The sequence below is a fragment of the Chryseobacterium sp. LJ668 genome, assembly GCF_019613955.1.
Taxonomy (GTDB): Bacteria; Bacteroidota; Bacteroidia; order Flavobacteriales; family Weeksellaceae; genus Chryseobacterium.
This window is the reverse complement of record NZ_CP080443.1, coordinates 1,200,455-1,224,826: the sequence shown is the minus strand read 5'-3', so window position 1 is coordinate 1,224,826 and position 24,372 is coordinate 1,200,455. Positions and strand designations below refer to the sequence as shown.

Annotated in this window: 23 protein-coding genes; 12 read left to right on the top strand and 11 right to left on the bottom strand. The window is 35.8% G+C overall.

Annotation, left to right across the window (positions count from 1 at the left end; translation table 11 throughout):
• Positions 1-3 precede the first annotated feature (3 nt).
• The 5 genes from K0U91_RS05725 to hemA all read right to left on the bottom strand — a co-directional run bounded on the left by K0U91_RS05725 (position 4) and on the right by hemA (position 4,408).
• Positions 4-684, bottom strand: a complete 681-nt coding sequence (locus K0U91_RS05725) for a uroporphyrinogen-III synthase (protein WP_219969999.1) — start codon at positions 682-684, stop codon at positions 4-6.
• 144 nt (positions 685-828) lie between these two features.
• Positions 829-1,491 carry a peptidoglycan recognition protein family protein gene (locus K0U91_RS05720; RefSeq protein ID WP_220178725.1) on the bottom strand — a complete coding sequence of 221 codons (663 nt, stop codon included), beginning with the start codon at positions 1,489-1,491 and terminating at the stop codon, positions 829-831.
• 6 nt (positions 1,492-1,497) lie between these two features.
• On the bottom strand, positions 1,498-2,079 hold the full coding sequence (locus K0U91_RS05715; protein ID WP_220178724.1) for a DUF1287 domain-containing protein: 582 nt from the start codon (positions 2,077-2,079) through the stop codon (positions 1,498-1,500).
• A 159-nt stretch (positions 2,080-2,238) separates the two neighbouring features.
• Positions 2,239-3,147 carry a hydroxymethylbilane synthase gene (gene hemC, locus K0U91_RS05710; RefSeq protein ID WP_220178723.1) on the bottom strand — a complete coding sequence of 303 codons (909 nt, stop codon included), beginning with the start codon at positions 3,145-3,147 and terminating at the stop codon, positions 2,239-2,241.
• Positions 3,134-4,408 carry a glutamyl-tRNA reductase gene (hemA, locus tag K0U91_RS05705; RefSeq protein WP_220178722.1) on the bottom strand — a complete coding sequence of 425 codons (1,275 nt, stop codon included), beginning with the start codon at positions 4,406-4,408 and terminating at the stop codon, positions 3,134-3,136. The genes hemC and hemA overlap by 14 nt, the downstream gene beginning before the upstream one ends.
• Positions 4,409-4,636: 228 nt before the next feature.
• On the opposite strand from hemA, the gene K0U91_RS05700 reads away from it, so the two are divergent.
• The 6 genes from K0U91_RS05700 (at position 4,637) to K0U91_RS05675 (ending at position 10,961) form a co-directional block, all read left to right on the top strand.
• Positions 4,637-5,662, top strand: a complete 1,026-nt coding sequence (locus tag K0U91_RS05700) for a rod shape-determining protein (protein WP_219970004.1) — start codon at positions 4,637-4,639, stop codon at positions 5,660-5,662.
• A 29-nt stretch (positions 5,663-5,691) separates the two neighbouring features.
• Positions 5,692-6,546, top strand: coding sequence for a rod shape-determining protein MreC (gene mreC / locus K0U91_RS05695; protein ID WP_219970005.1), 855 nt, complete (start codon positions 5,692-5,694; stop codon positions 6,544-6,546).
• Positions 6,539-7,045: a rod shape-determining protein MreD gene (locus tag K0U91_RS05690; protein ID WP_220178721.1), complete on the top strand. Its 507-nt coding sequence runs from the start codon at positions 6,539-6,541 to the stop codon at positions 7,043-7,045. Before mreC ends, K0U91_RS05690 begins: the two co-directional genes overlap by 8 nt.
• Positions 7,042-9,069 (top strand): peptidoglycan D,D-transpeptidase FtsI family protein, encoded by a 2,028-nt coding sequence (locus tag K0U91_RS05685; RefSeq protein ID WP_220178720.1) that lies wholly within the window; start codon positions 7,042-7,044, stop codon positions 9,067-9,069. Before K0U91_RS05690 ends, K0U91_RS05685 begins: the two co-directional genes overlap by 4 nt.
• Positions 9,066-10,295 (top strand): rod shape-determining protein RodA, encoded by a 1,230-nt coding sequence (gene rodA, locus K0U91_RS05680; RefSeq protein ID WP_219970008.1) that lies wholly within the window; start codon positions 9,066-9,068, stop codon positions 10,293-10,295. Before K0U91_RS05685 ends, rodA begins: the two co-directional genes overlap by 4 nt.
• 84 nt (positions 10,296-10,379) lie before the next feature.
• Positions 10,380-10,961 (top strand): pentapeptide repeat-containing protein, encoded by a 582-nt coding sequence (locus tag K0U91_RS05675; RefSeq protein ID WP_220178719.1) that lies wholly within the window; start codon positions 10,380-10,382, stop codon positions 10,959-10,961.
• A 73-nt stretch (positions 10,962-11,034) separates the two neighbouring features.
• Here the strand turns inward: K0U91_RS05675 and K0U91_RS05670 are convergent, their stop codons facing one another.
• Together K0U91_RS05670 and K0U91_RS05665 are read right to left on the bottom strand one after the other, a co-directional pair.
• Complete coding sequence (locus tag K0U91_RS05670) at positions 11,035-11,724, bottom strand: C40 family peptidase (protein ID WP_219970010.1); 690 nt, start codon at positions 11,722-11,724, stop codon at positions 11,035-11,037.
• Between the two features lie 339 nt (positions 11,725-12,063).
• On the bottom strand, positions 12,064-14,259 hold the full coding sequence (locus K0U91_RS05665) for a glutamine synthetase III family protein (protein ID WP_219970011.1): 2,196 nt from the start codon (positions 14,257-14,259) through the stop codon (positions 12,064-12,066).
• A gap of 377 nt (positions 14,260-14,636) precedes the next feature.
• Between K0U91_RS05665 and K0U91_RS05660 the strand changes: the two genes are divergently transcribed.
• From K0U91_RS05660 to K0U91_RS05645, 4 genes are all read left to right on the top strand, one after another.
• Complete coding sequence (locus tag K0U91_RS05660; protein WP_220178718.1) at positions 14,637-16,328, top strand: DUF6909 family protein; 1,692 nt, start codon at positions 14,637-14,639, stop codon at positions 16,326-16,328.
• Positions 16,329-16,566: 238 nt separating this feature from the next.
• Entirely contained in the window at positions 16,567-17,034 is a 468-nt protein-coding gene (locus tag K0U91_RS05655) for a DUF1572 domain-containing protein (protein ID WP_220178717.1), read from the top strand.
• Positions 17,035-17,237: 203 nt separating this feature from the next.
• On the top strand, positions 17,238-19,079 hold the full coding sequence (locus tag K0U91_RS05650) for a M1 family metallopeptidase (RefSeq protein ID WP_220178716.1): 1,842 nt from the start codon (positions 17,238-17,240) through the stop codon (positions 19,077-19,079).
• Between the two features lie 415 nt (positions 19,080-19,494).
• The gene (locus K0U91_RS05645; RefSeq protein WP_220178715.1) at positions 19,495-20,058 is read left to right on the top strand and encodes an STM3941 family protein; all 564 of its coding nucleotides are present in this window, start codon (positions 19,495-19,497) and stop codon (positions 20,056-20,058) included.
• Here the strand turns inward: K0U91_RS05645 and K0U91_RS05640 are convergent.
• The gene (locus K0U91_RS05640) at positions 20,055-20,888 is read right to left on the bottom strand and encodes a M23 family metallopeptidase (protein WP_220178714.1); all 834 of its coding nucleotides are present in this window, start codon (positions 20,886-20,888) and stop codon (positions 20,055-20,057) included. The two genes, K0U91_RS05645 and K0U91_RS05640, sit on opposite strands and share 4 nt — an antisense overlap.
• 333 nt (positions 20,889-21,221) lie before the next feature.
• Between K0U91_RS05640 and K0U91_RS05635 the strand changes: the two genes are divergently transcribed.
• Entirely contained in the window at positions 21,222-21,701 is a 480-nt protein-coding gene (locus tag K0U91_RS05635) for a hypothetical protein (RefSeq protein WP_220178713.1), read from the top strand.
• 112 nt (positions 21,702-21,813) lie between these two features.
• A complete protein-coding gene (locus K0U91_RS05630; protein WP_220178712.1) occupies positions 21,814-22,572 on the top strand; it encodes a type III pantothenate kinase in 759 nt (252 codons plus the stop codon).
• 51 nt (positions 22,573-22,623) lie between these two features.
• On the opposite strand, the gene K0U91_RS05625 is transcribed toward K0U91_RS05630, so the two are convergent.
• From K0U91_RS05625 to K0U91_RS05615, 3 genes are read right to left on the bottom strand one after another with little or no spacing between them, the layout of a single operon-like run.
• Positions 22,624-23,055 (bottom strand): nucleoside deaminase, encoded by a 432-nt coding sequence (locus tag K0U91_RS05625; protein WP_220178711.1) that lies wholly within the window; start codon positions 23,053-23,055, stop codon positions 22,624-22,626.
• Between the two features lie 53 nt (positions 23,056-23,108).
• On the bottom strand, positions 23,109-23,657 hold the full coding sequence (locus K0U91_RS05620) for a hypothetical protein (protein WP_220178710.1): 549 nt from the start codon (positions 23,655-23,657) through the stop codon (positions 23,109-23,111).
• Positions 23,658-23,712: 55 nt separating this feature from the next.
• Positions 23,713-24,342 (bottom strand): energy transducer TonB, encoded by a 630-nt coding sequence (locus K0U91_RS05615; protein ID WP_258561815.1) that lies wholly within the window; start codon positions 24,340-24,342, stop codon positions 23,713-23,715.
• Positions 24,343-24,372: the final 30 nt, after the last annotated feature.

Genomic DNA, 24,372 nt, shown 5'->3' with positions numbered 1-24,372 from the left:
AAATTAATTACTATTTAAAGTATCTTTGATAACCAGCAACAGGTTTGATAAAGTATTTTTTTTACTTGTAAAAATCTCTGATTCTGTATGTTTTCTCAACTCCTGTGATGTCGTTTCTCCGATTGAAAAAAGAATCGAATTTTCTAAAGAATTATTTTTCGCAAAACTACGAACTCCACTTGGGCTAAAAAAAACTATTGCATGATATTTTTCAGGTATCGTAGGATTCAGCTCTTCTGTTTTGTAAACCGTGATTTTTTTATAACTGATATTCTGTAACGGAAGGGTTTTGTCAAGTACATCAATGGCCAGGTTTCCACAAAAATGAATGAATTTTTCGGGAACACAATTATCAATAATAAATTTTGAAAGCGTTTCAGCATTTTTTAAAACTTTAAAAGTCCCGAAACTATTTTTTCTAAGTTCTTTTTTCGTTTTCTCACCTACGCAGTAGATTTTGTTGTAGTTTTTTGCGGCAAAATCTTCGTTTGGTTTAAATTGATTTTCAAAAAAAGATTTTACACCATTTGAACTTGTAAAAATCAAGGAGTAATTTTTTAAGTCGAATGTCTCAACCTTTAGATTTTCTATCTTAATGACCTCAACACATTTAGCAGAAATGTCATTTCCCAATTCTTTGGAAAGCAATTCTGAATCAATGTTTTTGGTAAATAAAATGTTCATTTTATAATGTTGAATTTTAATGCAAAGAGTGCAAAGATTTTTTATTACTAACTGTTTTTAAGTTCGCAAAGGCGTTTGACTTCGTCGAATCTGCGATTTCACTCAGCAAAGATATCAAAGTCTTTAATTGTTTTGATGAAACAATTAGTTAGCTGGCTTTTCTTTTAAATTCAAATCAGCGATCTGAAGTCTTATTTTGATCATAAAATCTTTCCCGGGATCTTCTTTTCCGGTAAAATATTTCGGGTCAGATTCTTTCCAGAGCTTAGAATTTCTGAAAACACCATATTCCGAATGACCGATGAGGTATTCTATCTTATATTTTTTAGTTAAATATCTTACCAGCTGTACATTTGCTGCAACTTGCTTTTCCGTCAGAGGCTGTTTTTTGCTTCCGATATTTTCGATTCCGATGGCGCAGTAATTAAGACCGATCGTGTGTCTCGCAAACATATTAGGCTCCATCAGCTGATAAATCGTTCCGTCCCGGTCAACGATGTATTGAGAAGAAACGTTCAGTGTGCTTTGTTTTTTTAAAGTATTTCTGGCGCTTTCCAGATGGATATTGTTGAAATACTTAAAATTACTTTCTACCGTTCCGCCTGCTGTGTAATGCAAAATAATCATTTTAGGAACAATCGTTGGTGATTTTTGGAGTAAGCCGTGATGGTCTTTCAGATATTCTAAACTGAGACGAATTCTTTCCTCAGAATAATTGATAGGTTTACTGACTACTTTAAACTCTCTTTGCTGTGCAATCGAAAAATTGAGAATGAATAAAAAAATGACGAAAATTATCTTTTGCATGATCAATTATTTTGAATATTGATAATGTCCTGTTATGGAAAATCTAAACAGACAATCTTCAATCACCTGTCCACCGCCGATGTTGTGAACGATTAAATATCTCTTTCCGTCAGCAGATTTTTTATTGACAACAATTCCGATGTGCGTTAAATTTCCGGGTAAAAGCCATGTGACAATATCTCCCGGAGTATACAGTGAAGCATTGGTCTCAATAGATTTTGACTGCCCGAATTTTGCAAAGAAAACTCTCAGGTTAGGAACTCTTCTGTGGTCGATGTTGGTATCGGGTTTTCTCAATCCCCAGTTTTTCGGATATTTAGAAAAATTTTTCTTCATATCTTCATGCACTTCTTTTTGTAAATCAATCCCTAATTTTCTGTACGCTCTGATGATAACATCGGTGCAAACACCTTTGTCTGCGGGAACATCACCGTTTGGATATTTGATAGTAAAATAGGCAGGATCATAAGTTACTCTGTCTTTTGTTAAACTCAAAGCTGCGTCAGAAAGTTTTTGGGCAAATTGAGTTTGAGCTTTTGTGGCAAAGACAAAAAACAGGAATAAGATTATGGAAAAGTATTTTCTCATCGGCTTGAAATTTTGACTTGGAAAACAGTTTTTAAGGTTTAAAAATTTAATTTAAACATGTTGACATTCAGATAAATCTCAATTTAGTAGACTGCTAAATCAAATTCTTTAGAAATCACTTAACTTATCTTAAACTTATAATCTTAATGGTAAAATATTTTAAATCTGAGTTTTAATCTCTGCCATTAATTCCCTTCCGCCATTTTCCAGAACAATATTGGCAAATTTCTCCCCGAAGTTCTCTTCATCATTATATTCAAAACTTTCGTCGATAGCAATGTAATTTTTCCCGTCAAGCGAGCAAAGCGCGCCTTTGAAACGCATTTGATTTTCAATTTTTTCTGCAAAAGCACCAATCGGAGCAGTACAGCCTCCTTCAAGCGTGCTCAGGAAATTCCTTTCCATTTCTACACAGATTTGGGTTTGCTTATGATTGATCGATTTTAAAATCTCATTGATTTCCGGCTTTTCAGAATGTCCGACAACAGCAATCACACCTTGTGAAGCGGCAGGCAGCATTACAGGCAGCATTTCATAGTCGATATCCATTTTCATTCTTTTGATTCCGGCTAAAGATAAAATGGTCGCGTCAAAATCCTGCTCTTCAAGTTTTTGTAATCTCGTCTGAATATTTCCGCGGATGTCAAAAAACTGAGTTTCCGGATAATGCTTTAACCAAAATGCCCTTCTTCTCAGACTGCTTGTTGCTAATTTAAGCTCATGATGTTCCTTATCTTTTGCAGATTTTCTGCGAATTAAGACATCTTGCGGAAAATCTCTTTCCAAATAAGCGATTAATTCGATATTTTGAGGAAGTTTCGTAGGAATATCTTTTAAAGAATGTACGGCAATATCAATTTCGTCATTCAATAAAGCCGTATCTAAATCTCTCGTGAAAACACCTGTTATTCCTAAAGCATAAAGCGGTTGAGTCAGGTTTTTATCGCCCGAAGAAAGGATTGGCGTGATCTCAGTGAGGTAATTTTTGTTTTGTAGATGTCTGGCAACTTCTCTAGCCTGCCAAAGAGCAAGTGCTGAATTTCTGGTTCCTATTCTAATGCTTTTCATTGAATTCGTTGTTTGGTTGTTCAACTAATATTTCGTGCATTAATTTACTAATTTCTTCGGCTTTGAGAGGATTATCGATGATATATTTTGCAAAACGGTTGGTAATTTTCTGAATCATTTTGTCAGAAAGCTCCATGTCGTTGATATTGATGTACTTATTTTTCCTGTAGAAATTGTGCATTTCGTTGCGTTCCATATTCTTTAGAATCGCCTTGAAATGATGAATATTTGGTGCCAATTTTCTCTTTTTTTCCCACTCCAGGAAGTCCTTGGTCATTTCTTTGATGATCTGTTCGGCCTTTGGGATTTCTTTTTCTCTCTGCTGGATGGTCTCCTGAATCTGCTTTGAAAGCTCATCAACATCAATTAACGTCACATTTTCAATTTCAGAAACATTCTTATCTACATTATGTGGGATTGATAGATCGATCACTAATGTGTCTCTACCATTTTTAAAATTTGATTTATCAATAATCGGTGTTCTTGCGCCGGTGGCTACGATCAGAATATCGGTATTTTCGATTTCTTTATTAAAGTCAGCATAATCGATATGCGGAATACTGTATTTTTCTGAAATTTTCTCAGCGGTTTCCTGAGTTCGGTTGGCGATCTTTATTTTGGGCTGATAAACGTGTTTTACCAGATTTTCTACTGTGTTTTGCCCGATTTCGCCTACTCCAAGGAGCAAAATGTTCTTTTCGGTCAGCTTTTTTTGATTGTTTAAAATATAATGCACTGCCGCATAAGAAACTGAAGCTGCACCGTTGGAAATTCCTGTTTCGTTTTTTATTCTTTTTGAAATCTGAATTGCAGAATTAATCGACCGCTCTAAAAAAGGATTCGAGTTCTGCCTTTCTTTCTTAAATCTGGCATAAGCTTTCTTGATTTGGCCGATGATTTCAAAATCACCAATGATCTGGCTTTCCAAACCTGCTGCTACCCTGAACAAATGCATCAAAGCTTCTTCTTTTGTTAAAATATTGGCAAACGGCAGAAAATCTGAAAGATTCACACCGATCGTTTTGCAATACTCTTCAGCAACAAAAAGATAATTGGGTGTGGTGGTATAAATCTCTGTCCTGTTGCATGTAGAAACCACAAAAACATCGCCTAAATTCTCTTCGTGAATTCTGGAGACAAAGTTTTTAATATTTTCATCGAAGAATGCAAATTTTCCTCTTGTTTCTACATCCGCCTTCTCATAACTCACTGAAAGAACAGCAAAATTTGAGGTCTGATGTATATTAGAATACTGTATCATAAGCAGTAGCAAATTTACGATTTTTTTAATTAAGCATCCTCTTAAAATGTATATGATAATTATCGTGAAAAGCTATAAATCCATGCGAATAATTCCTGAAAAAGAGCTAAGTAAAAAGGTTAAATGAAATCTCAAATTTTAATAAAATTTTAACCAAATTATATTTACTATTCTACTCATTAGTAGTCTTAAATTTATATCTTTGTAAACTTAAATCATGACAAAATTATGAGTATATTCGATATGTTTACGCAAGATATTGCGATAGACCTTGGAACTGCCAACACGCTTATCATCCATAACAACAAAATTGTTATAGATCAGCCCTCAATTGTCGCAATTGAGCGTTCTACGGGTAAGCCGATTGCGGTGGGTGAACAGGCAAAACATATGCAGGGTAAAACTCACGAGGATATCAAAACAATACGCCCTTTGAAAGATGGTGTGATTGCAGATTTCCATGCTTCTGAGCACATGATCAAAGAGTTTATCAAAAAAATTCCGGGTATCAAAGGGAGATTTATTCAGCCTGCTTTAAGAATCGTAATCTGTATACCTTCCGGGATTACAGAAGTTGAAAAAAGAGCGGTAAGAGATTCTGCTCAGAAAGTAAACGCTAAAGATGTAAGGCTGATTTATGAGCCAATGGCTGCTGCAATAGGAGTAGGTATTGACGTTCAGAAACCTGAAGGAAATATGATCATCGACATAGGTGGTGGTACGACAGAAATTGCTGTAGTTGCTTTGGGAGGTATTGTTTGTGACAAATCTGTGAAAATTGCAGGTGACGTATTTACAAATGATATTGCATATTTCCTGAGAACCCATCACAATCTGTATATCGGAGAAAGAACTGCTGAAAGAGTAAAAATTGAGGTAGGTTCTGCCGTTGAAGACCTTGATGTTGATATTGATGATATCCCGGTACAAGGTAGAGACTTGATTACTGGTAAGCCAAAAGAAATCATGGTCGGTTACAAAGAAATTGCCCGCGCTTTAGATAAGTCAATCATCAGAATTGAAGATGCTGTAATGGAAACGCTTTCTCTCACGCCTCCGGAATTGTCAGCCGATATTTACAAAACGGGTATTTATCTTGCAGGCGGTGGTGCTTTGTTGAGAGGTTTGGCAGACAGACTTCACAAGAAAACAGGTCTTCCGGTTTTTGTAGCTGAAGATCCTTTGAGAGCTGTTGTACGTGGTACAGGTATAGCGCTTAAGAATATGGATAAATTCAATTTCTTGATCAAATAATTTTAACTTTTTTACGACTCTTTATCTGAATGGGATTTTTGCTGAGATTATTTTCAAAGAATGCTCTTCTTGTCTTCTTTATTTTCCTGCAAATTATTGCTCTTATTCTGATATTCTCTAAAAACGCCATGCAGCAATCCTGGCTTGCGGGTCAGACGGCTGCGTTTAATTCTTGGGTTTCCGGGTATATCGATGAAGGAGTTTCTTATTTAAAACTAAAACAGACCAACGAAGATCTTGTTGCTCAAAACAAATCTTTAATGCTCGAGCTATACGGAAAGCAAGGAGCTAAAAATCCGATGTTCAGAAAAGTGCATGATACTTTAGGTGGCGGACAAATCTATACATTTGTTGACGGAGAAATTGTTTTTAACAGCATCAACCGTCGAAACAACTACTTTACCATTAACCGCGGAAAACGTGACGGCGTGCTTCCTCAAATGGGAGTTATGGCGCCAAAGGGAATTGCCGGTATTGTTATCAATTCTACCGAAAGTTATGCTCTAGTACAATCTGTATTGAGTGTCAATAAAATCAGAATTAATGCTGCACTAAAAAAATCGGGGTATTTCGGGACTTTAACCTGGAGAGGCGATAATTCAAGGGTGATGCACCTGTCTGACGTGCCTAAATATGTTTCCCTGAAAATTGGCGACACAATCGTAACAGACGGAAAATCTGCAATCTTTCCGAAAGGAGTGATGATTGGTACGATTGCCGGGTATACCGTAGATAACCAAACCGGTTTTTGGGACATCTCTGTTGAATTAAGTGAAAAGATGGGGGCTTTAAATAAAGTTTTTGTTGTGAAAAACTTGAAAAAAGCCGAAGTTCAGAAAATAAGTGATACGATGCAGGCCGTAATAAAAAAAGAAAATGATTAGCAGAACGTTATTTACAGATCTTTTGATCATGATTTTTCTGGTTGCATTACAAATATTTGTTTTGAACCGGATTACACTGTTCGGAAAATATACCCCTGTTCTATATCCGGTTTTTGTCATGTTTTATCCTTTCTTCAGAAACAAATTTCAGTTTTTAGCTTTAAGTTTTTTAATAGGTTTGTCGATTGATACTTTAATGCATTCTGGCGGTTACAATGCTTGTGCAACAACATTGATCGCTTACTTCAGAACTTTAATTTTCAGATCTTCTACAGATACTTCTACAGATTTTTTCTCATTTCAGTCGTTACAATGGACTCAGTTTTTCTTGTTCCTTTTCTCAAGCATATTTTTACATCAGCTTTTTGTGCAGTATCTGGAGTTTTTTAAATTGAGCAGAGTTTTTGAAATATTACTTAATGTGTTGGTTACGAGTGTAATTTCTTTTATATTTATCATTATTTACGCATTAATCTTTAAAATCAAACAGAAAGTTTGAACACACGCCATATAAAAATCTTATCTGTTCTTATTGTAATTGCTATCATTTTTGTGGCAAGACTTTCTTATCTGCAGTTGTTTACAGACAGATACGCATTAAACGCGGCCAATACTTCTATCAAAACAGAATATGTAATTCCTCAGCGTGGAGTTATTTTTGACAGAAACGGTAAGATCATGGTGGGAAATCAGCCGGCTTACGAGATTTCTTTTACTCAGGCTTTAATGAAGCCCGATTTTGATACGGTTTCATTCTGTAATTTAATGAGAATTGATAAAAAAGATTTCATTAAAAGAATCAAAATCATAAAAAACGAAAAATATTATTCTAAACTCACTCCGATGACCTTTATCAAAGACCTCAGCAGAGAGGAAATTGCAAGAGTTCAGGAGATTATATTTAAATATCCCGCATTCAGTATCGTCCAGCGGCCGCAAAGACAGTATGAAGTATCTACTTCAGGAAACCTTTTGGGCTATACGAGTGAGGTAAATGATAGAGAAATTAAAAAAGATTCTGTTTATTATTTGCCGGGCGACCTCATCGGAAAGGCAGGAATAGAAAAATCATACGAAAAAGAACTTCGTGGTGTAAAAGGAATCAAATACATTCAGAAAGATATCAAACTTAGAAATGTAGGCCCTTATAAAAACGGAACGTTAGATAAGGATGTGATCACGGGTAAAGATATTACACTAACGATTGATTATGATCTGCAAAGAATGGCAGAAGAAATGTTGGTTAATAAACATGGCGCAATCGTTGCAATCGATCCCAATAACGGTGAAGTTCTCGTGGCTGCCACCGGACCGGATATCGATCCTTATTTATTTACCGGCCCCAATAAATCAAAAAATCTTTACGCTTTATCAAAAGATACTATTTACGAAAATAAACCTACTTTTGACCGTGCTTTACAGGCGGGTTATCCTCCCGGTTCTACGTTTAAACTGTTGACAGCATTGGCAGCAATGCAGATGGGGGTGATGACCGATAAGACTATTTTTCCTTGTGGTGGCGGTTTCTTTTATAAAGGTAAAAGAATAAAAGGTCACGGTGGAGCAGATCCTCTGATACCAGCAATTCAAGTTTCCAGTAACTGCTTTTTCACCTATGCATTTATTGCGATTATTAAAAAATATCCGGGGAACCCGTCAAAAGGTGTTGACGAATGGAAAAAAATCATGAGCAGCTTTGGCGTAGGAGAATTTTTAAACAATGATTTTGCAGTAGGCGCAAAAGGAAGAATTCCTTCGGGAGACTTTTATGAAAAAAGATTTAAGGCAATCATTAAAGCGAACGGCTCAAAAAAAGACAATTATAAAAACTGGGACGAAATGTCAACCGGAGCCATCTACAACGGGATGGGGCAGGGTGATGTTTTAGTAACTCCGATTCAGTTAGCAAATTATGTTGCGGCAATCGCCAACCGCGGCTGGTATTATACGCCTCATATTGTAAAGGCTATTGACGGAAAACCAAATCCTGATCCTAGATTTAAGGTTAAACATCAGACTTTAGTTGATCCAAAACATTTTGGACCTGTTCTGAAAGGCATGGAAGCGGTGGTTTTACAGGGTACCGCAAGAGGTTTGAAATCCAGTGATTTTACGCAGCTGGCAAAAACAGGAACTGCACAGGTGCCGCAGGGGAAAGATAATTCTATATTTGTACTGATTGCCCCTGCTGAAAAACCAAAAATTGTAGTTGTTGCCGTCATGGAACATGCGGGTTTCGGAGCAACATGGGCCGGTCCTGCATCGACAGTCATTGCTGAAAAATATATTACAGGCGATCTTAAGAGAGAACATCTTTATAAAAAAATGGTAACATCGAGCTTTATGCCCGAATACAAAAGACAGTGGATTGCCGATCTGAAAAGAAAAGGTTTGTATAAAGAACCTAAACCAGATTCAATTGCATTAAAAAAAATACAGGATAGTTTAAATCTTGTCAGAAAAGCAAAAGAAAAACTCAATAAGACCAAGAAAAGTGAACCCCAAAAAACCGCGAAACCATGAAGTGGACAGAAGGAATAGATAAATTGGGTCTTGGGCTATATTTATTGCTTTGTATTTTTGCTGTTGCCAATATTTACAGTGTAGATGAAGGTTTGGGTAAAAAACAACTGATCTTTTTCGGGATTTCTTTATTTGTTGGGTTGATTATATTTTTCAGCCGAAGCAAGTTTTTTGAAAATATGTCCGGGATTATCTATATCGGCGGAGTCTTATTGCTGATCGGGCTTTTTCCTTTCGGGAAAGAAATTTTAGGACAGAAAAACTGGTACAAATTCGGTAGCTTTACCATGCAGCCTGTAGAATTTGCAAAAATTGGTGTGGCTTTGATGCTTGCCAATTACGTTTCCGGTCAGGAATTTAATTTAAAAAACAGGAAATCACTTTTAACAACTCTAGCTATTGTGGGGATTCCTGCAGTGGTAGTTTTAGCAATTCCCGATGTAGGATCACTTCTTGTTTTTACGGCATTTTTTATTGCATTGTATCGAGAAGGTTTAAGTGGCTGGTTGTTTGGGATAGGCTTTCTTTTTGCGAGTGTATTTCTGCTTTCACTGGCGATTGATCCTATGTACGTGGTGGTCGCAATTCTTATTATTTCGGGAATACTTATATTTTTGAATTTTTATAAAATGAGCTGGAATATTATTTCCATCTCGAGCATTGCAGGATCAATTATTCTTTTATGTGGATTAGCCTTTGCCACGCCTTATGTTTTAGGGAAAATGCCAAAGCACCAGAGAGAAAGAATCGAGGTTTTATATAAAGGCGAAAAAGCTTTTAGAGATACTTCAGGTTATAACTTGTTGTATTCTAAAACGGCCATCGGTTCCGGAGGAATGTGGGGAAAAGGTTACCGTGAAGGCTCTGTGACGCAGGGGAAATTTGTTCCCGAACAGGAAACCGACTATATTTTCTGTACCGTTGGTGAAGAATGGGGATTTGCCGGAAGTGCTATCCTGGTTTTTTGCTACATGGTGTTTATCGGGCGTATTTATTATCTCGCCGAACAACAGAAATCATCTTTTAACAGGGTTTTCGGTTATTCCTTTGCTTCGATCCTACTGATGCACTTTTCAATCAATTTAGGCATGGTTATGGGGTTGTTTCCGACTGTTGGAATTCCTTTACCCTACTTTAGTTATGGTGGAAGTTCACTGCTTGCCTTTTCTGTGATGACTTTTATTTTCTTTAAGCTCAATTACACAGATAAAAACAGTTTAGTGTAAAACTGAGTGGTTTATATTAATCTTAAGTAAAATCTGCGTGATTTGATGAATCTGCGACATAAAGATTCTAAAAATTCCTCTTTTATGACCGAAGCTTACATTTCAGATCAAAATTATAATCAGTTAAATTTTACTGAATCACCGTTACAGATAGGTGAATATGAAAACTGTACATTTCAAAGCTGTAATTTTGAATATTCAGATCTTTCTCGTTTTAAATTGACCAACTGCGAATTCACAGACTGTAATTTAAGCATGACCAAACTAATCGGAACAGCTTTTCGGGATGTGTTTTTTAAAGACTGTAAGATGTTCGGAATGCATTTTGATGACTGCAATGAGTTTGGAGTGTCTTTCAGGTTTGACAGCTGCGCTTTGAATAATTCTGTTTTCTATAAAACTTCAATAAAACGAACGTCATTTAAAAATTGTAGACTCATTGAAGTTGATTTTGCCGAATGTGATCTGTCAAATTCAGTATTTTCAAACTGTGATTTTATTGGAGCTACATTTGAACGAACCAATCTTGAGAAAGCAGATTTCAGGACTTCTTTTAATTATACCATTGATCCACAATCTAGCAGGCTTAAGAAAACTAAATTCTCACTTTCAGAAGTTTATGGGCTCTTACGTCGTTTTGATATAGAAATAGATAAAAACAGCTAATATTATTTAAGTTAAAAAAAATAAAAGCCATCAAATTTTGATGGCTTCATGTATATAAATCAATTACTTAAAACTAAAAACTAGTCGATGCTAAATTGTTGTAACGTTCTCCGTTTTCATTGATTACTCTTTTTGCAAACCTGAATTTTGGTCCCCAATAAGAATCATTAAGAGATGAGATCATTACTCCTTTTGATGTTGCTGCATGAATGAATTTTACTTCTCCTTCTTCAGTTACACTTTCTACAATTCCTACATGAGAAATTCTTTTGCCGTGAGAGAAGAAGATCAAATCACCTTTCTGAAGATTTTGCTTGTCTATAGCCTCGCCCTCTTGAGACTGAGAAGCTGCAACTCTGGGTAAAGTAAGCCCTGCTGCTGCACCAAACACAGATAATACAAATGCTGAACAGTCGATTCCGTTTCTTGTCATTCCTCCATATCTGTAAGGTGTTCCAAGATAGGTTGAAGCTTCTGTTAAGATATTATCAATCGTCTTATTATGTTTGATCGCTTTTGCGATTTCGGTATTTTTTAAAGAATTTTTAGCGTTTGCGACTGCCACTGCTTTTTCAGAGATGAATGAGTTGATTAGCAACTTTTTATCATTCTCCATCTTAGTATCGATTGAAGCAAGTTTGGCATCTGTTTTGTATTCTCTAGTGTAAGTTGCCGGTTTTGAAACTACGTAATTAGTAACGCATGATTGTAGTGATATTGTTGAAACAAAAGCAACTAAATAAAACAAAACTCTTTTCTTCATATTTTTTAATTTCCGGTTGAAAAAGAAATATTTATTTCTCTAAAGCCCTACAAAAGTAGAGATTCCATCCAAGACAGCCTCGATATGATTATTGTCATGTTCTTGTTTTAACATATTTTAACATCCAATAGATGTATGTTAAAGAAAAAGTGGCCGCTATGCGTCTGTTTTAGTGAATGGCCGGTTTTTTTTATTAAGATTTTTTAACATACTATATTCCCTTTCCTTTATTAATCGGAATTCTTCAAAATCAACTCTTAAAATTTTTTTGTTAAAATTGCATAAAAAAAGGTTCCCTGTTTTTCAGGGAACCTTCATTAATATGGAACTTTACAGATGTTATCTTGTAAATAACATTTCTCTATATTTTGTCATTGGCCAAAGCTCATCATCCACCATCATTTCGAGATCATCAGAAGCTTCTCGGATTGGATCAAATAGTGGAATTACGTTTGTGCAGTACAATTCTGCTTGTTTTTGGCTTTCATGAGTTGCTTTCGCAGCTTCTCTTGCTTTCATAAGATCTTCAACACCCAATTTAATTTTAGAAATGTTTCCTGAAATCTGAGTAATCAAACTCATTTGCTCTTTCGCTAAAGTTTTGAATTCTTTGTCTTCAAAAATTTCTTTAAGACCTCTTACGTTCTCAATCAGTCTATTTTGATAGTTTAAAGCGGAAGGAATGATATGGTTTCTTGCAATATCACTCAATACTCTTGCTTCAATATCGATAACAGTTGAATATTTTTCTAATTTGATTTCGTTTCTAGCCTCAACCTCTCTGTGGTTGAAAATCCCTATTTCTTCATATAAATCAAGAAACTTCTGGTTCATTTCCTGCTTCAACGCTTCAGGAGTTGTTTTCCAGTTGTTCAAGCCTCTTTTTTCAGCTTCTACAGCCCAGTCATCAGAATATCCGTCACCTTCAAACATAATGTTTTTACACTGCTTAATGTATTCTCTTAATACATTGAAGATGGCTTCGTCTTTTTTAAGACCAGTTTCAATTAAAGCATCCACTTCTTTTTTGAAATCACTTAATTGTTTTGCAGCAATCGTGTTCATTACAGTCATAGATTCTGCACAGTTTGCAGAAGAGCCTACCGCTCTGATCTCGAATTTATTTCCTGTAAACGCAAATGGAGAAGTTCTGTTTCTGTCAGTATTATCCAACAAAATTTCAGGGATTTTTCCAACTACATTTAGTTTTAAATCTGTTTTTTCATCCGGAGAAAGTTTTCCTTCCGTTACTTTTTCAAGCTCTTCCAAAACTCTGAACAACTGGCTTCCGATAAATACAGAAATAATTGCCGGGGGAGCTTCATTAGCGCCTAATCTGTGATCGTTGCTTGCAGAAGCGATACTTGCTCTTAAAAGGTCAGCATATTCGTGAACTGCTTTAATGGTATTCACGAAGAACGTTAAGAACTGTAAGTTTTTCTTAGGATTTTTTCCCGGGCTTAAAAGGTTTTCACCTGTATCAGTTGCCAAAGACCAGTTGTTGTGCTTTCCGCTTCCATTTACGCCAGCAAATGGTTTTTCATGGAATAAAATATGGAAATGGTGTCTATGAGCGATTCTTGCCATAACATCCATCAATAATGAATTGTGGTCAACAGCAACGTTGACTTCTTCAAACATCGGAGCCAGCTCAAATTGATTTGGAGCTACCTCGTTGTGTCTTGTTGTTACAGGAATTCCCAATTTCATACATTCAACTTCCAATTCTTTCATGAAATTCATGACTCTTGTAGGAATTGAACCGAAATAATGGTCATCCAACTGCTGTCCTTTTGCAGGAGAGTGTCCTAATAAAGTTTTACCTGTTAAAACCAGATCGGGACGAGATTGATACAGTGCAGAATCAACCAAAAAATATTCTTGCTCCCAACCTAAAGTAGGAGTTACCTTCGTTACATTTTTGTCGAAATACTGCATTACGTTGGTTGCAGCTTCGTCTACAGCATGCAAAGCTCTCAATAAAGGTGCTTTGTAATCTAAAGTTTCTCCTGTGTAAGAAATAAAGATAGAAGGGATACATAATGTAGTTCCCATGATAAATGCCGGAGATGTAGGATCCCAAGCTGTGTAACCTCTTGCTTCAAACGTGTTTCTGATTCCGCCATTCGGGAAAGAAGATGCATCAGGTTCTTGTTGAATCAATAAATTTCCGCTGAATCGTTCGATCGCTCTGCCGCCTTCGATGGGTGTGAAGAATGAATCGTGTTTTTCTGCAGTGCTACCGGTTAATGGCTGAAACCAGTGCGTGTAGTGGGTAACCCCTTTGCTCATTGCCCAGTCTTTCATCGCTACAGCTACCTGATCTGCAATGAGTCTCTGGATTTTAGTTCCTTTTTTAATAGCATCCATAATAGATTGGAATGCTTCCTTTGTAAGGTATTCTCTCATGGTGTTTTCAGAGAATACGTTTTCACAAAATAATTCTGATAATTTAGCAGGAATTTCTACTGAATTATCTTTTCTAAAGTCCTTGAATGGTAAAGTCTCTAAAGCTTTAAATCTTAAAGTTGACATATAGGTATGAATTTTATGGGGCAAATTTACAAAAAAAATGAATTGAATTTATTTTTACCCTAAATTTTTAGGGGTTATTTTTAATTTTAATATTTTTACTGAAAATGATTATTCTATTATAAGAGGCTGGCTACACTATTATAATTAGAGTATTGGGGGCTAAAGATTATTATCGGATAACTTTATTCTCTGCATTTTCTAATATGAAGAAAACTTATTCTCAAATTTTTCTGTGTTTTGCCTTCAAATATTAATTTTACAAACAGATAAAATACTTAGAATTTGATTTTTTTAGAACTAATCAATTGGTTATTAGGCATTTAATCAAATTAGAATATTTTACGTAACTTAGCAGACTTTTTATAAAAATTTAATATATGACAAATTCTAGAGCAAGAGAAACCACCGAGGCCATTGAAAGACTATACATATCTATGAGACATTTGTTTTATAGAGGTTTTTTCAAGCCAAGCGGAGTTTCCGGAGAAAGCATTAGAAGTTTGTTAAAAACGATCAATCCCGAAATTTACGGCACCATGAGCGTTCCAAGCAAATTGGAACTTGATGGTTTGATGTATGTTTTAGACAGACTTCCGGAAGGTATCGAAGAATGTGCTTTCATTCATCTTACATCAGACGAAGGTTTTGATAAAGGCAGTTTCGAGCCGATCGTTCCCAAAAAGAGAAGAAGAAACTGTTATCGAATCGACGAGCATCAGATGAATATTGAAGTCCTTTTGGGACGTTCAGAAATCTATGATATCCTTACCCATTTAACCTTCTTATTTATAGAAGCCGATAAAATCCGTAATCTTGCATTCATTCAGGATGAAAACTGGAAGCCGACAAGAGCTTTCAAAATCATTGAAGAAGTAGTAAAAGGGGAGAAAAAATTCAGCAGAAGAGAAAAAGAAGTAGCATTGATTCACCTTTCGTCTTTAATAGGAAGAACTTTTGATGAAACTTTAAATGCTTATAATACTTTCGGAGACGATGAAAACCCCGACAGATTATTCAAAATCATTTATCATTTAGGAAAAGTGAGTCTTGAAGACGCTAAGCAAAGCCGTGAAAGAGAGATCTATTTCTCTGCGATTCTTAAAGAAAGAGTAGGGCACCACTATTTCGGTGAAAAATGGGCTCACAAAGTGAAAGAAGTTTTATTTGAAAATGATCTTCACATGCGTCCGCTGCATATTATTTCGGCAAACATGCATTCTGTAAAAAATATGCTGTACGGAAATGATGCTTTAAAGAAAAAAGACACAAAAGACGTTGATTACAAATTGTACGGAGAAATTTCCGATAAAAAAGATCTTCGCGACAAAGTTTCAAAATACGCTCTGGAGGAAGGTCTAATTTACATCAATGACAAGAGCGGAAGTAATATCGACGTTCAGATCATCGATTTAAGCAAAACTAATCTTAAAAATACCCCTTTCGGACATCTGAAATACAACGGTGATGATGTCATTATGGTTTTCGATTATGCATTTGGCGAACAAGCTTTTGAAGTGATGGATGAATTGCTAAGACCGTTTGAACAGAAGGGAGAAGTCTATATGATGAAGGTAAAATCCGTTTCTATTATGGGTAAGGCCGGAATTTTAGCCGGTGGAAAAGGAGATATTATGATCCCGACCGCTCATATTTTTGAAGGAACGGCGGATAATTATCCTTTCGAAAACGCTTTAAAGCTGGATGACTTTCAGGATGATGAATTGAAAGCTTTCGAAGGACCTATGATTACCGTTTTAGGAACATCACTTCAAAACAGAGATATTCTACAGTATTTTATGAATACGTCGTGGAAAGCCATCGGGCTTGAAATGGAAGGTGCACACTACCAGAAGGCAATTCAGGTAGCATCTAAAATCAGGCATCACATTGCGCCGGATCTTTTTGTCAGTTATGCTTACTATGCTTCAGATAATCCTCTGGAAACAGGGGCTACACTTTCTTCGGGTGGATTAGGATTGACTGGTGTAAAACCGACGTATCTGATTACTTTAAGAATCCTTGAAAAGATTTTACAAGGCGGAAAGAAAGAAATTCTTTCTATTAAATAATATAGTTTTCAATATAAATAGTAGCCTCAAGTGTATTTGCATTTGAGGTTTTTGTTTAAACACAAATAGCGCAGATGTTTTCACGAGTAATACTAATGATTCGTGCTATTTGTGAAAATTTATTAGTGTCTTTTGTGTTTTGAAATTTTTAAAGGTTCTTATATGCGATCATCTGTGAAATCCTTGTTATCTGCAGGAAACTTAAAAATAGTATCTTTAAGATTATAAACTAAAAGAAATGAGTACAGCTTCACAATTAGCCAAAAGATTCAGAGAAGTAATGCTTGATGGTTTGTGGATTGCCAATACCAATTATAAAGATCAGCTTAATAATGTCAATTGGGAAAAAGCAACAACAAAGATTGCTGATTTAAATACCATTGCAATGCTCACCTTTCATATTGATTATTATATTGGGGGACTCGTCAATGTTTTTGAAGGTGGCGGATTGGAAATTAGAGATCAGTATAGTTTTGATCTTCCGCCAATTGAAAATCAACAACAATGGGAAGGGCTTTTAACTAAATTATGGAGCGATTCTGAAAAGTTTGCAACATTATTAGAACAATTTCCGGATTCGAAAATGAATGAAGTTTTTGTCAATGAAAAATACGGAACTTACTTAAGAAATATTGATGGAATGATCGAGCATGCTTATTATCATTTGGGGCAAATCACTTTGATTAAAAAATTGATTTTTGTTTAAACTTAAACACGATAGCAAAAATGTTTTCACAAATTGCACTATAATTCTGTGCCATTTGTGCGAATTTATTTGTGAAACTCGTGGTTTAAAAAACTCCCACAGATCTCGTAGATTTTCACAGATCCTTATGTACAATCATCCGCCAGGCTTATGTGATCTGCGGGAAATAAAAATTACTTACCTTTAAAAAAATAAAATTTTAAATGAAAAAATCGGTTGCAATTCTTTTTGCGTTTATCTTTTCACAGTTTCAGGCGCAGCAGAATGCTTATTATCAGCAGGCTGCCCAATACAAAATGAATATTGATGTCAATGCAGAAAAATTTACCTACGAAGGAAATCAAACTTTAAATTATTCTAATAACTCTCCCGACGAACTCGATGTTGTATACTTCCATTTGTACTGGAATGCTTTCAAACCCAATTCAATGATGGACCAGAGAGTTGCCGGACAGGGAAAAAATGGTGATTCGAGATTGCAGAAAGATGGGATTTCAAGACTGGCATCGATCCCGAAAGATCAGGAAGGAGCACAAAATATTCACTGGATTAAACAAAACGGTAAAAACCTGAAGTTTGAAATACAGGAAACGGTAATGAAAGTGTATTTAAATGAATCGATAAAACCTAATTCTAAAACTACGTTCACGATGGAGTGGGACGCTGTCATACCTCAGCAAATCAGAAGAAGTGGAAGAAACAACCGTGAAGGTGTCGATATGACAATGTCGCAATGGTACCCGAAAATTGCAGAATACGATTATGACGGTTGGGCAACTTTTGATTACGTAGGAAGAGAATTTCATGCACCGTTCGCAGATTTTGATGTAACCATTAAAATCAACAAAGATTATGTAGTAGGAGCGGGCGGAACGCTTTTGAATCCCACAGAAGTAAAAGGTTACGATGCATCTGCAACCATAAAAGCCGATAAAAATAAAGCAACTTGGAGATGGACTGCTAAAAATATGCTCGACTTCGCTTGGGCAGCAGACAAAGATTATTCGGTAGAAAGCTTTGATGTTCCACAAGGTCCGAAAGTTTTTTTTGTGTATCAGAAAAATGATAAGACGAAAGTTTGGGGTGAAGCACAGTCTTACATCACAAAATATTTCCAGATCATGAATTCCCGTTTCGGGAAATATGCATATCCATCATACGCATTTATCCAAGGCGGTGACGGCGGTATGGAGTACGGAATGTGCACCATGATTCTGGGCGAAGCTGAAAACATTGAAGATTTAATGGGTTTAATGATTCATGAAGGTTCTCACTCATGGTATCAGCAAATGTTAGCAACTAATGAACCTTTGAGACCTTGGATGGATGAAGGTTTTACAAGCTATGCCGAAAGCATCGTGATGCATCAGCTGTTTCCTCCAAAAGATGAGCGGCCTAATCCGTTTGTCGATAAGATCAATGCATACAGAAATATCGTACAAAAAAAGATTGAAGAGCCCGCAGTTTGGTTGGGAGATCACCACGACAACGGTACGGCGTACAGTTTTGCCAGTTATGTGAAAGGTGAGTTGTATTTGGTTCAGTTAGGTTACATCGTTGGTGAGCAGAATTTAGAAAAAATCATGACCGAGTATTTCAGAGAATGGAGCATGAAACATCCTACCGACAGAGATTTCCTTCATATTGCACAGAAAGTTTCTGGGATGGACCTGAAGTGGTTTCATCATTACTGGATCAACACCACCAAAACCATCGATTACGGAATAAAAGACGTAAAATACAATGCCAAATCTACGACGATCACGTTGTTGAACAACAGTCAGATTCCGATGCCTATTGATTTTTCTGTGATGACCACCGATAAAAAGATCATTACCTATCAAATCCCAATGAATATGACCCACATCTGGAAACAGAAAGATGGTTATGGTGATTTTACCACAGAAAAATACTGGCCGTGGACACAGAAAGAATATACGCTGACAATTCCTTACACAAAATCTCAACTGTCACTTTTGGGAATAGATTTCAGCCAAAGAATGGCGGATGTGAATCCTGAAAATAATTTTGTTGAGGTCAAATAGTTGAGTTTAAATGCATAAATAATCCCCGAAGAGTTTTTCTTTGGGGATTTTGCTTTTATATAATGTAAAACTGCATTTGATTATAAACAACATTGTTTGGAACTTAAGTACGTTGCATTTTCTTTCCATAAGTCTGCGGGAGACTTCATGCAGTTGCATTTTGTTTCCACCAGTTTGCGGGAGACATCATGCGGTTGCATTTTGTTTCCAACAATTTGCGGGAGATTTAATGCAGTTGCATTTTGTTTAAAATGAATATGTTTTGGATTGATGTTTATTAAAAACTACTGGTTTCACATTTATAATCCGTGACTTTACTTTTAGTAAATATAATTGTTATGGATTATAAATTTGGAAGATTGTGTTTTTCTTCCGATTGTTTGATTTATTTTTGACAATCTAAAAACAAATAATAATGATGAGTAAAAAGATTGTTCCGGTAGTAATTCCTTTAAGTAAAATGAAAATGACTTTGCTTTTTATTGGGGCAGTTCTATTTGTTATTCTTGGGTTAATTTTGATAATATATGAACCAGAATCGATTAATCATTCAAATAGATATGCTTGGATAATGAAACCTTTTCCTCGTTTTCTTGCGGGTTTTGTATGTGTTGTTTTTTTCGGTCTTGCAGCAATAACAATGTTGTTTAGGCTGTTTAATAAAAAACCTGGACTAATTATTAACGAAAAAGGAATTTATGATAATTCCAGTGCTATTGCATTAGGTTTTATACCGTGGAAAGATATTAGAGAAGTTAAGATGATAACTGTTAATCATAACAAATCTATCCTCATCGTAGTGCATAATCCAATAGATTATCTTAATAAAACTACTCAATGGTTGAAGCTAAGAGGGCTAAAATTCAATTTCAGATATTATGACACACCAATCTGTATTTCAGCTAATTCATTACAGATAAAATTTGATAAACTTTATAAATTAGTGGTTGATAGTGTGAATCAATTTAAAAAGAATTAATATCCCTTCGAATACGTTTTCTTCTCCTCCAAAAACTCTGTTTTCTTACCGTCTCCTGTTCTAAAAAGCGTTTTTACCGTAATTCTATTTTTCTCGCCAGTGGCACTTGGTAAATACGTCACAAAATGCAGATGCGGTCCGTTGCTCCAGCCTGTATTTCCGCTCAATGCGATGAGTTGACCTTTGCTTACATTATCTCCGATGTTTACTTTCGCACCGTTTTGTTGCAAATGAAAATACTGAGCAATTGTTCCGTCAGAATGCAGAATCGAAACGTAATTCCCGAAAGGTGCACAGCTCACAGTAGGGCAGCTTTTGTTATTGCTTTGAAGAACGTCTATAACCAAACCTTCTCTGGCAGCTACAATTTCCGTTCCTACGGGCATGACAAAATCCAGAGAGTTTTCATTCTGATGGGAAAACTTTCCGTTATAACCTTGGTACATCAGAAATGATTTTCCTTTTGGATAAGGTAAGTCGTAAGAGTAAGTATTGTCGTAGTTCTTGATAGTGATATCACCGATGTATATCAAATATCCCGGCATTTTTTTGATGCCCCACCTCTTTTTCTTATCATTCACAACAAAGTACGTAACCTTATTTCTTTTTGATTTTGCGGGCAAAACCTGTGTTGTTTTAAAGAGTTCAGGCTTCTTCATATTCTCGAGTTCAGGCTGGCTTTCAAAAGTAATAGAAACGGGATATATTTCAAGATTGTCTACATAATAAGCAATGGTATCCTGTTTCTGCTCATAATACATTTTCACGTTTTCCTGAGCAAATACGATGGCAAACTGACTGATGAAAAGTAGAATTAAAATATTTTTCATTATTTAAGTTTTGTTTGTAGGTATTTAAAAATTATAATCTTTTAAACTTTAAGAACGTTGAGTTTTAAGTACAAAACAATTTAGATCTTTAAGATTTACTAAAATAAATTATTAAGCATGGGTGCTTAAATCAATCCTGTTGATTCTTAATAATTCTAAGGTACTTAAAATTCTTAGTGGTAAAAAAAAGTTTTAAGATTAATCTAAAAAGCTTAATAAAATGTTTTTACAATGATAATCCATTTTTACAGATATTGAAAGGATCTTTTTTATTAAAATCGTTAAATTTACCACCGAAAATTACTAACCATTGAAGATAGAAAATAATTGCGAATGAATATACTTCCAGTACAAAACTACGAGTTTGATCTTATTGATTCTCAAACAGAAACTCTAGACCGCTTAAAAAGGAAAACCGAAACCCCTGATAACCTGACTTCAAAAATAACGGGGAAGTCTTTCATTGGCCAAGTAAATCAAAACAAATTTAATCTGCGTCCTTCGAATATTGACAAAAGCACTTTTTGTACGTTACAAGGTGTTTTACATGTCACGAAGGGTGAAGTGAAGGTAGAGATCAATAAAACCTTCAAAGTATTTCTCTATTTTTTCTTATGCTTGCCATTTTTAGGTTTTTTTGTACAGTTTTTTTCTGCTCAAGAGAGATTTAGTCCTGTATTTATTTTGGTTTGTATAGGACAAATATTGGTAATACGATATTTTTTTATCGGAATTTTTTTCAGGATATCTTCTAAAATTGCTGTTGCGAAATTGCTGGAAGTTTTAGATGCAGAAAAAATCAGAAAAAAGTAGTAATGGTTGTGTCTTCAAGATATTTAATATGGTTTTTTCTGTCTTAATTACTTAAATTTAAGCCGGAAATAAATATCAGCTTTAATAAATAGCTGAACAATAATTTTAGGGTATGAATTCTATCGTAATCAATGTCGGAAACAGCAATATCAGATTTGGTCTTTTTGATGACGACAACTGTGATATATCGTGGGTAATCAATACAAAACCATACCGCACTGCAGACGAGTTGCATGGTCAGATGTTGATCCTGTATCAAACTTATAAAATCGACGCAAAAAAAATCGAGAAAATTATCATTGGTTCTGTAGTACCTCAACTGACCAGGGAAATCACCTCGGCGATACGGAAAATTCACGGGATTGTCCCGGTCATGGTAGACCGCAATACACCTTCGGAGGTGATCGCAAAATCTAAACAGATGGGAACAGATATTTATGCCAATCTCGTTGCTGCACATAATATGTATCCTGACCGGAAAAAAATCGTACTCGATTTTGGCACTGCACTTACCGCGAGCTGTGTTGCCGAAAATGGTGAAACTTTAGGGGTAATTATCGCTCCCGGAATTGTCACTTCTTTAAATTCCCTGATCAGCCAGACTGCTCAACTTCCTGAAATTGAGCTGGTAAAACCGAAATCTGTTTTAGGTTTAGATACCATCAGCTGTATGCAGAGTGGGATGGTCTACGGTTTCCTCGGAATGGTGGAAGGCTTTATCGACAGGATCAATGATGAGGTGAATGATGATTGTTTTGTCATCGCCACCGGCGGAGTTTCCCATGTTTACAAACCACTGACAGATAAAATCCATATTGCAGACAGGCTGCATACTTTGAAAGGACTGTATTTTTTAGGGAAAGATTTGTAATTGAAGAGAAGTTTTAGGTTCTTACAACTCAACTTCAGCCTCTACCTTAATCTACCTTTTCGATTTAAAAAACTCTTTCACAATAGAGGAGCACTCGTTTTCCATAATTCCGGTGACAATCTCTGTCTTTGGATGAAGGCTTAAACTTTTGTTGATAAATCCACGCTGCTCGTCTCTTGCGCCGATCACCACCCTTGAGATTTGTGACCAGGAAAGAGCTCCAGAACACATTACACAAGGCTCTAAAGTCACATATAAGGTGCAATTAGTCAGATACTTTCCACCCAAAAAATTAGCAGCAGAAGTAATGGCCTGCATTTCTGCGTGAGCAGTGACGTCGTTTAAGGTTTCGGTAAGATTGTGCGCTCTCGCGATGATGCGGTTATTGGAAACAATGACACATCCAATTGGGACCTCATCTTTTTCCAGTGCAATCTCGGCTTCCTGAAAGGCCATTTTCATAAAATATTCGTGGGTAAACATAAAAATAAAAGCTTAGTACAAAACTAAGCTTTTCATTAAATATATTTTAAATTTTAGAATCGATATCCGATACCGCCCATCACTTTTCCTGTAACTTCTTCAAAATAATGCTTGTCTCTGTCTCCAAATCGTCTTGCAATACCGCCACTGGCTTCGATCACTAAATTGTTTTTCATTACCCATTTTCCTCCGATTCCGAAACCGATTCCGACGGTCGTAAAATTCTCTCTATGTAAGGAAGATGTATAGTAGTTTTGAGTAATGTCATCGTAGTTATAGGAGTATATATCATCTGACACAGTGGTAACAGGTATAAAACCCTCAAGAAAAAATCCTGAAGCATATTTTTTACCAAAATACATTCTGTAGAAGGCTGAAAATTGTGTGAATCTTTCATCTTCAGGATCTAAAGTAATCATTGCATTGATGCCGAGACCTTTGTTCTCAGACAGTAATCTTTCATAAGATACATTTGCCATAGGTACTGCAATGAGCAGGACCGGATCTGCAAGAACATCGTTTTTTCTCTGATTATCGGTTTCCTGTGCATTGATGCTTATTGTACCCAGAATCAGGGTTATTCCCAGTAAAAATTGTTTCATATCGTTTTTTTCAAAAGTACTCATTAAATCGGGATGACAATGGAACATTTGAAAACTACTCGATATTTAACGTTAAAGGCAGTTTGAAGCGGCATCTTACAGGATCTCCATTAATTATAGCGGGAGAAAATATACCCGAAACAGAATACAGGGCAATCTCTGCCTGCCGGTTGAAAATAAAGTTATCACCTTCAGCTTTTACGTTACTGATGGTTCCGTTTTTTTCGACAACAAAAGCAACATTAGTTTTCACAGGATTGATATCGGAATTGACGGCATCACTGTAGAAAAGTTGGGCAACTTCAGTTCTTAATGCATTGATGCCACCGGGATAATCTGCGGTTTTATCGGTAAAAGGGTAAATTTTACTTTGATCTGCCGAAGGCTTCATATTCTTCTGCAAATTGAGATTGTTGAGGTCTTCTGTGTTTTTAACTTTCAACAATGCTCCTACCAAAGCTGTGTTCTCAATACTGTCCATTTTCTTCATGAAAAAGACAAAATCATTCTTGATGGAGATTTTGCTTGCGTTGTCTGTTTCGGCGTCAAATTTCTTCTTAAACTCAGTATTCAACATACTTCGGTGCTGATTGTAATAGTTTTTTACCTGCTTAAATTCTTCCGTCTGCTGTGAATAGCAAATGGAAAAGACGAAACAAAAAAGACACAGTAGCAGTGATTTCAATACAGATAAGTTTATGTAAATGTACTTAAA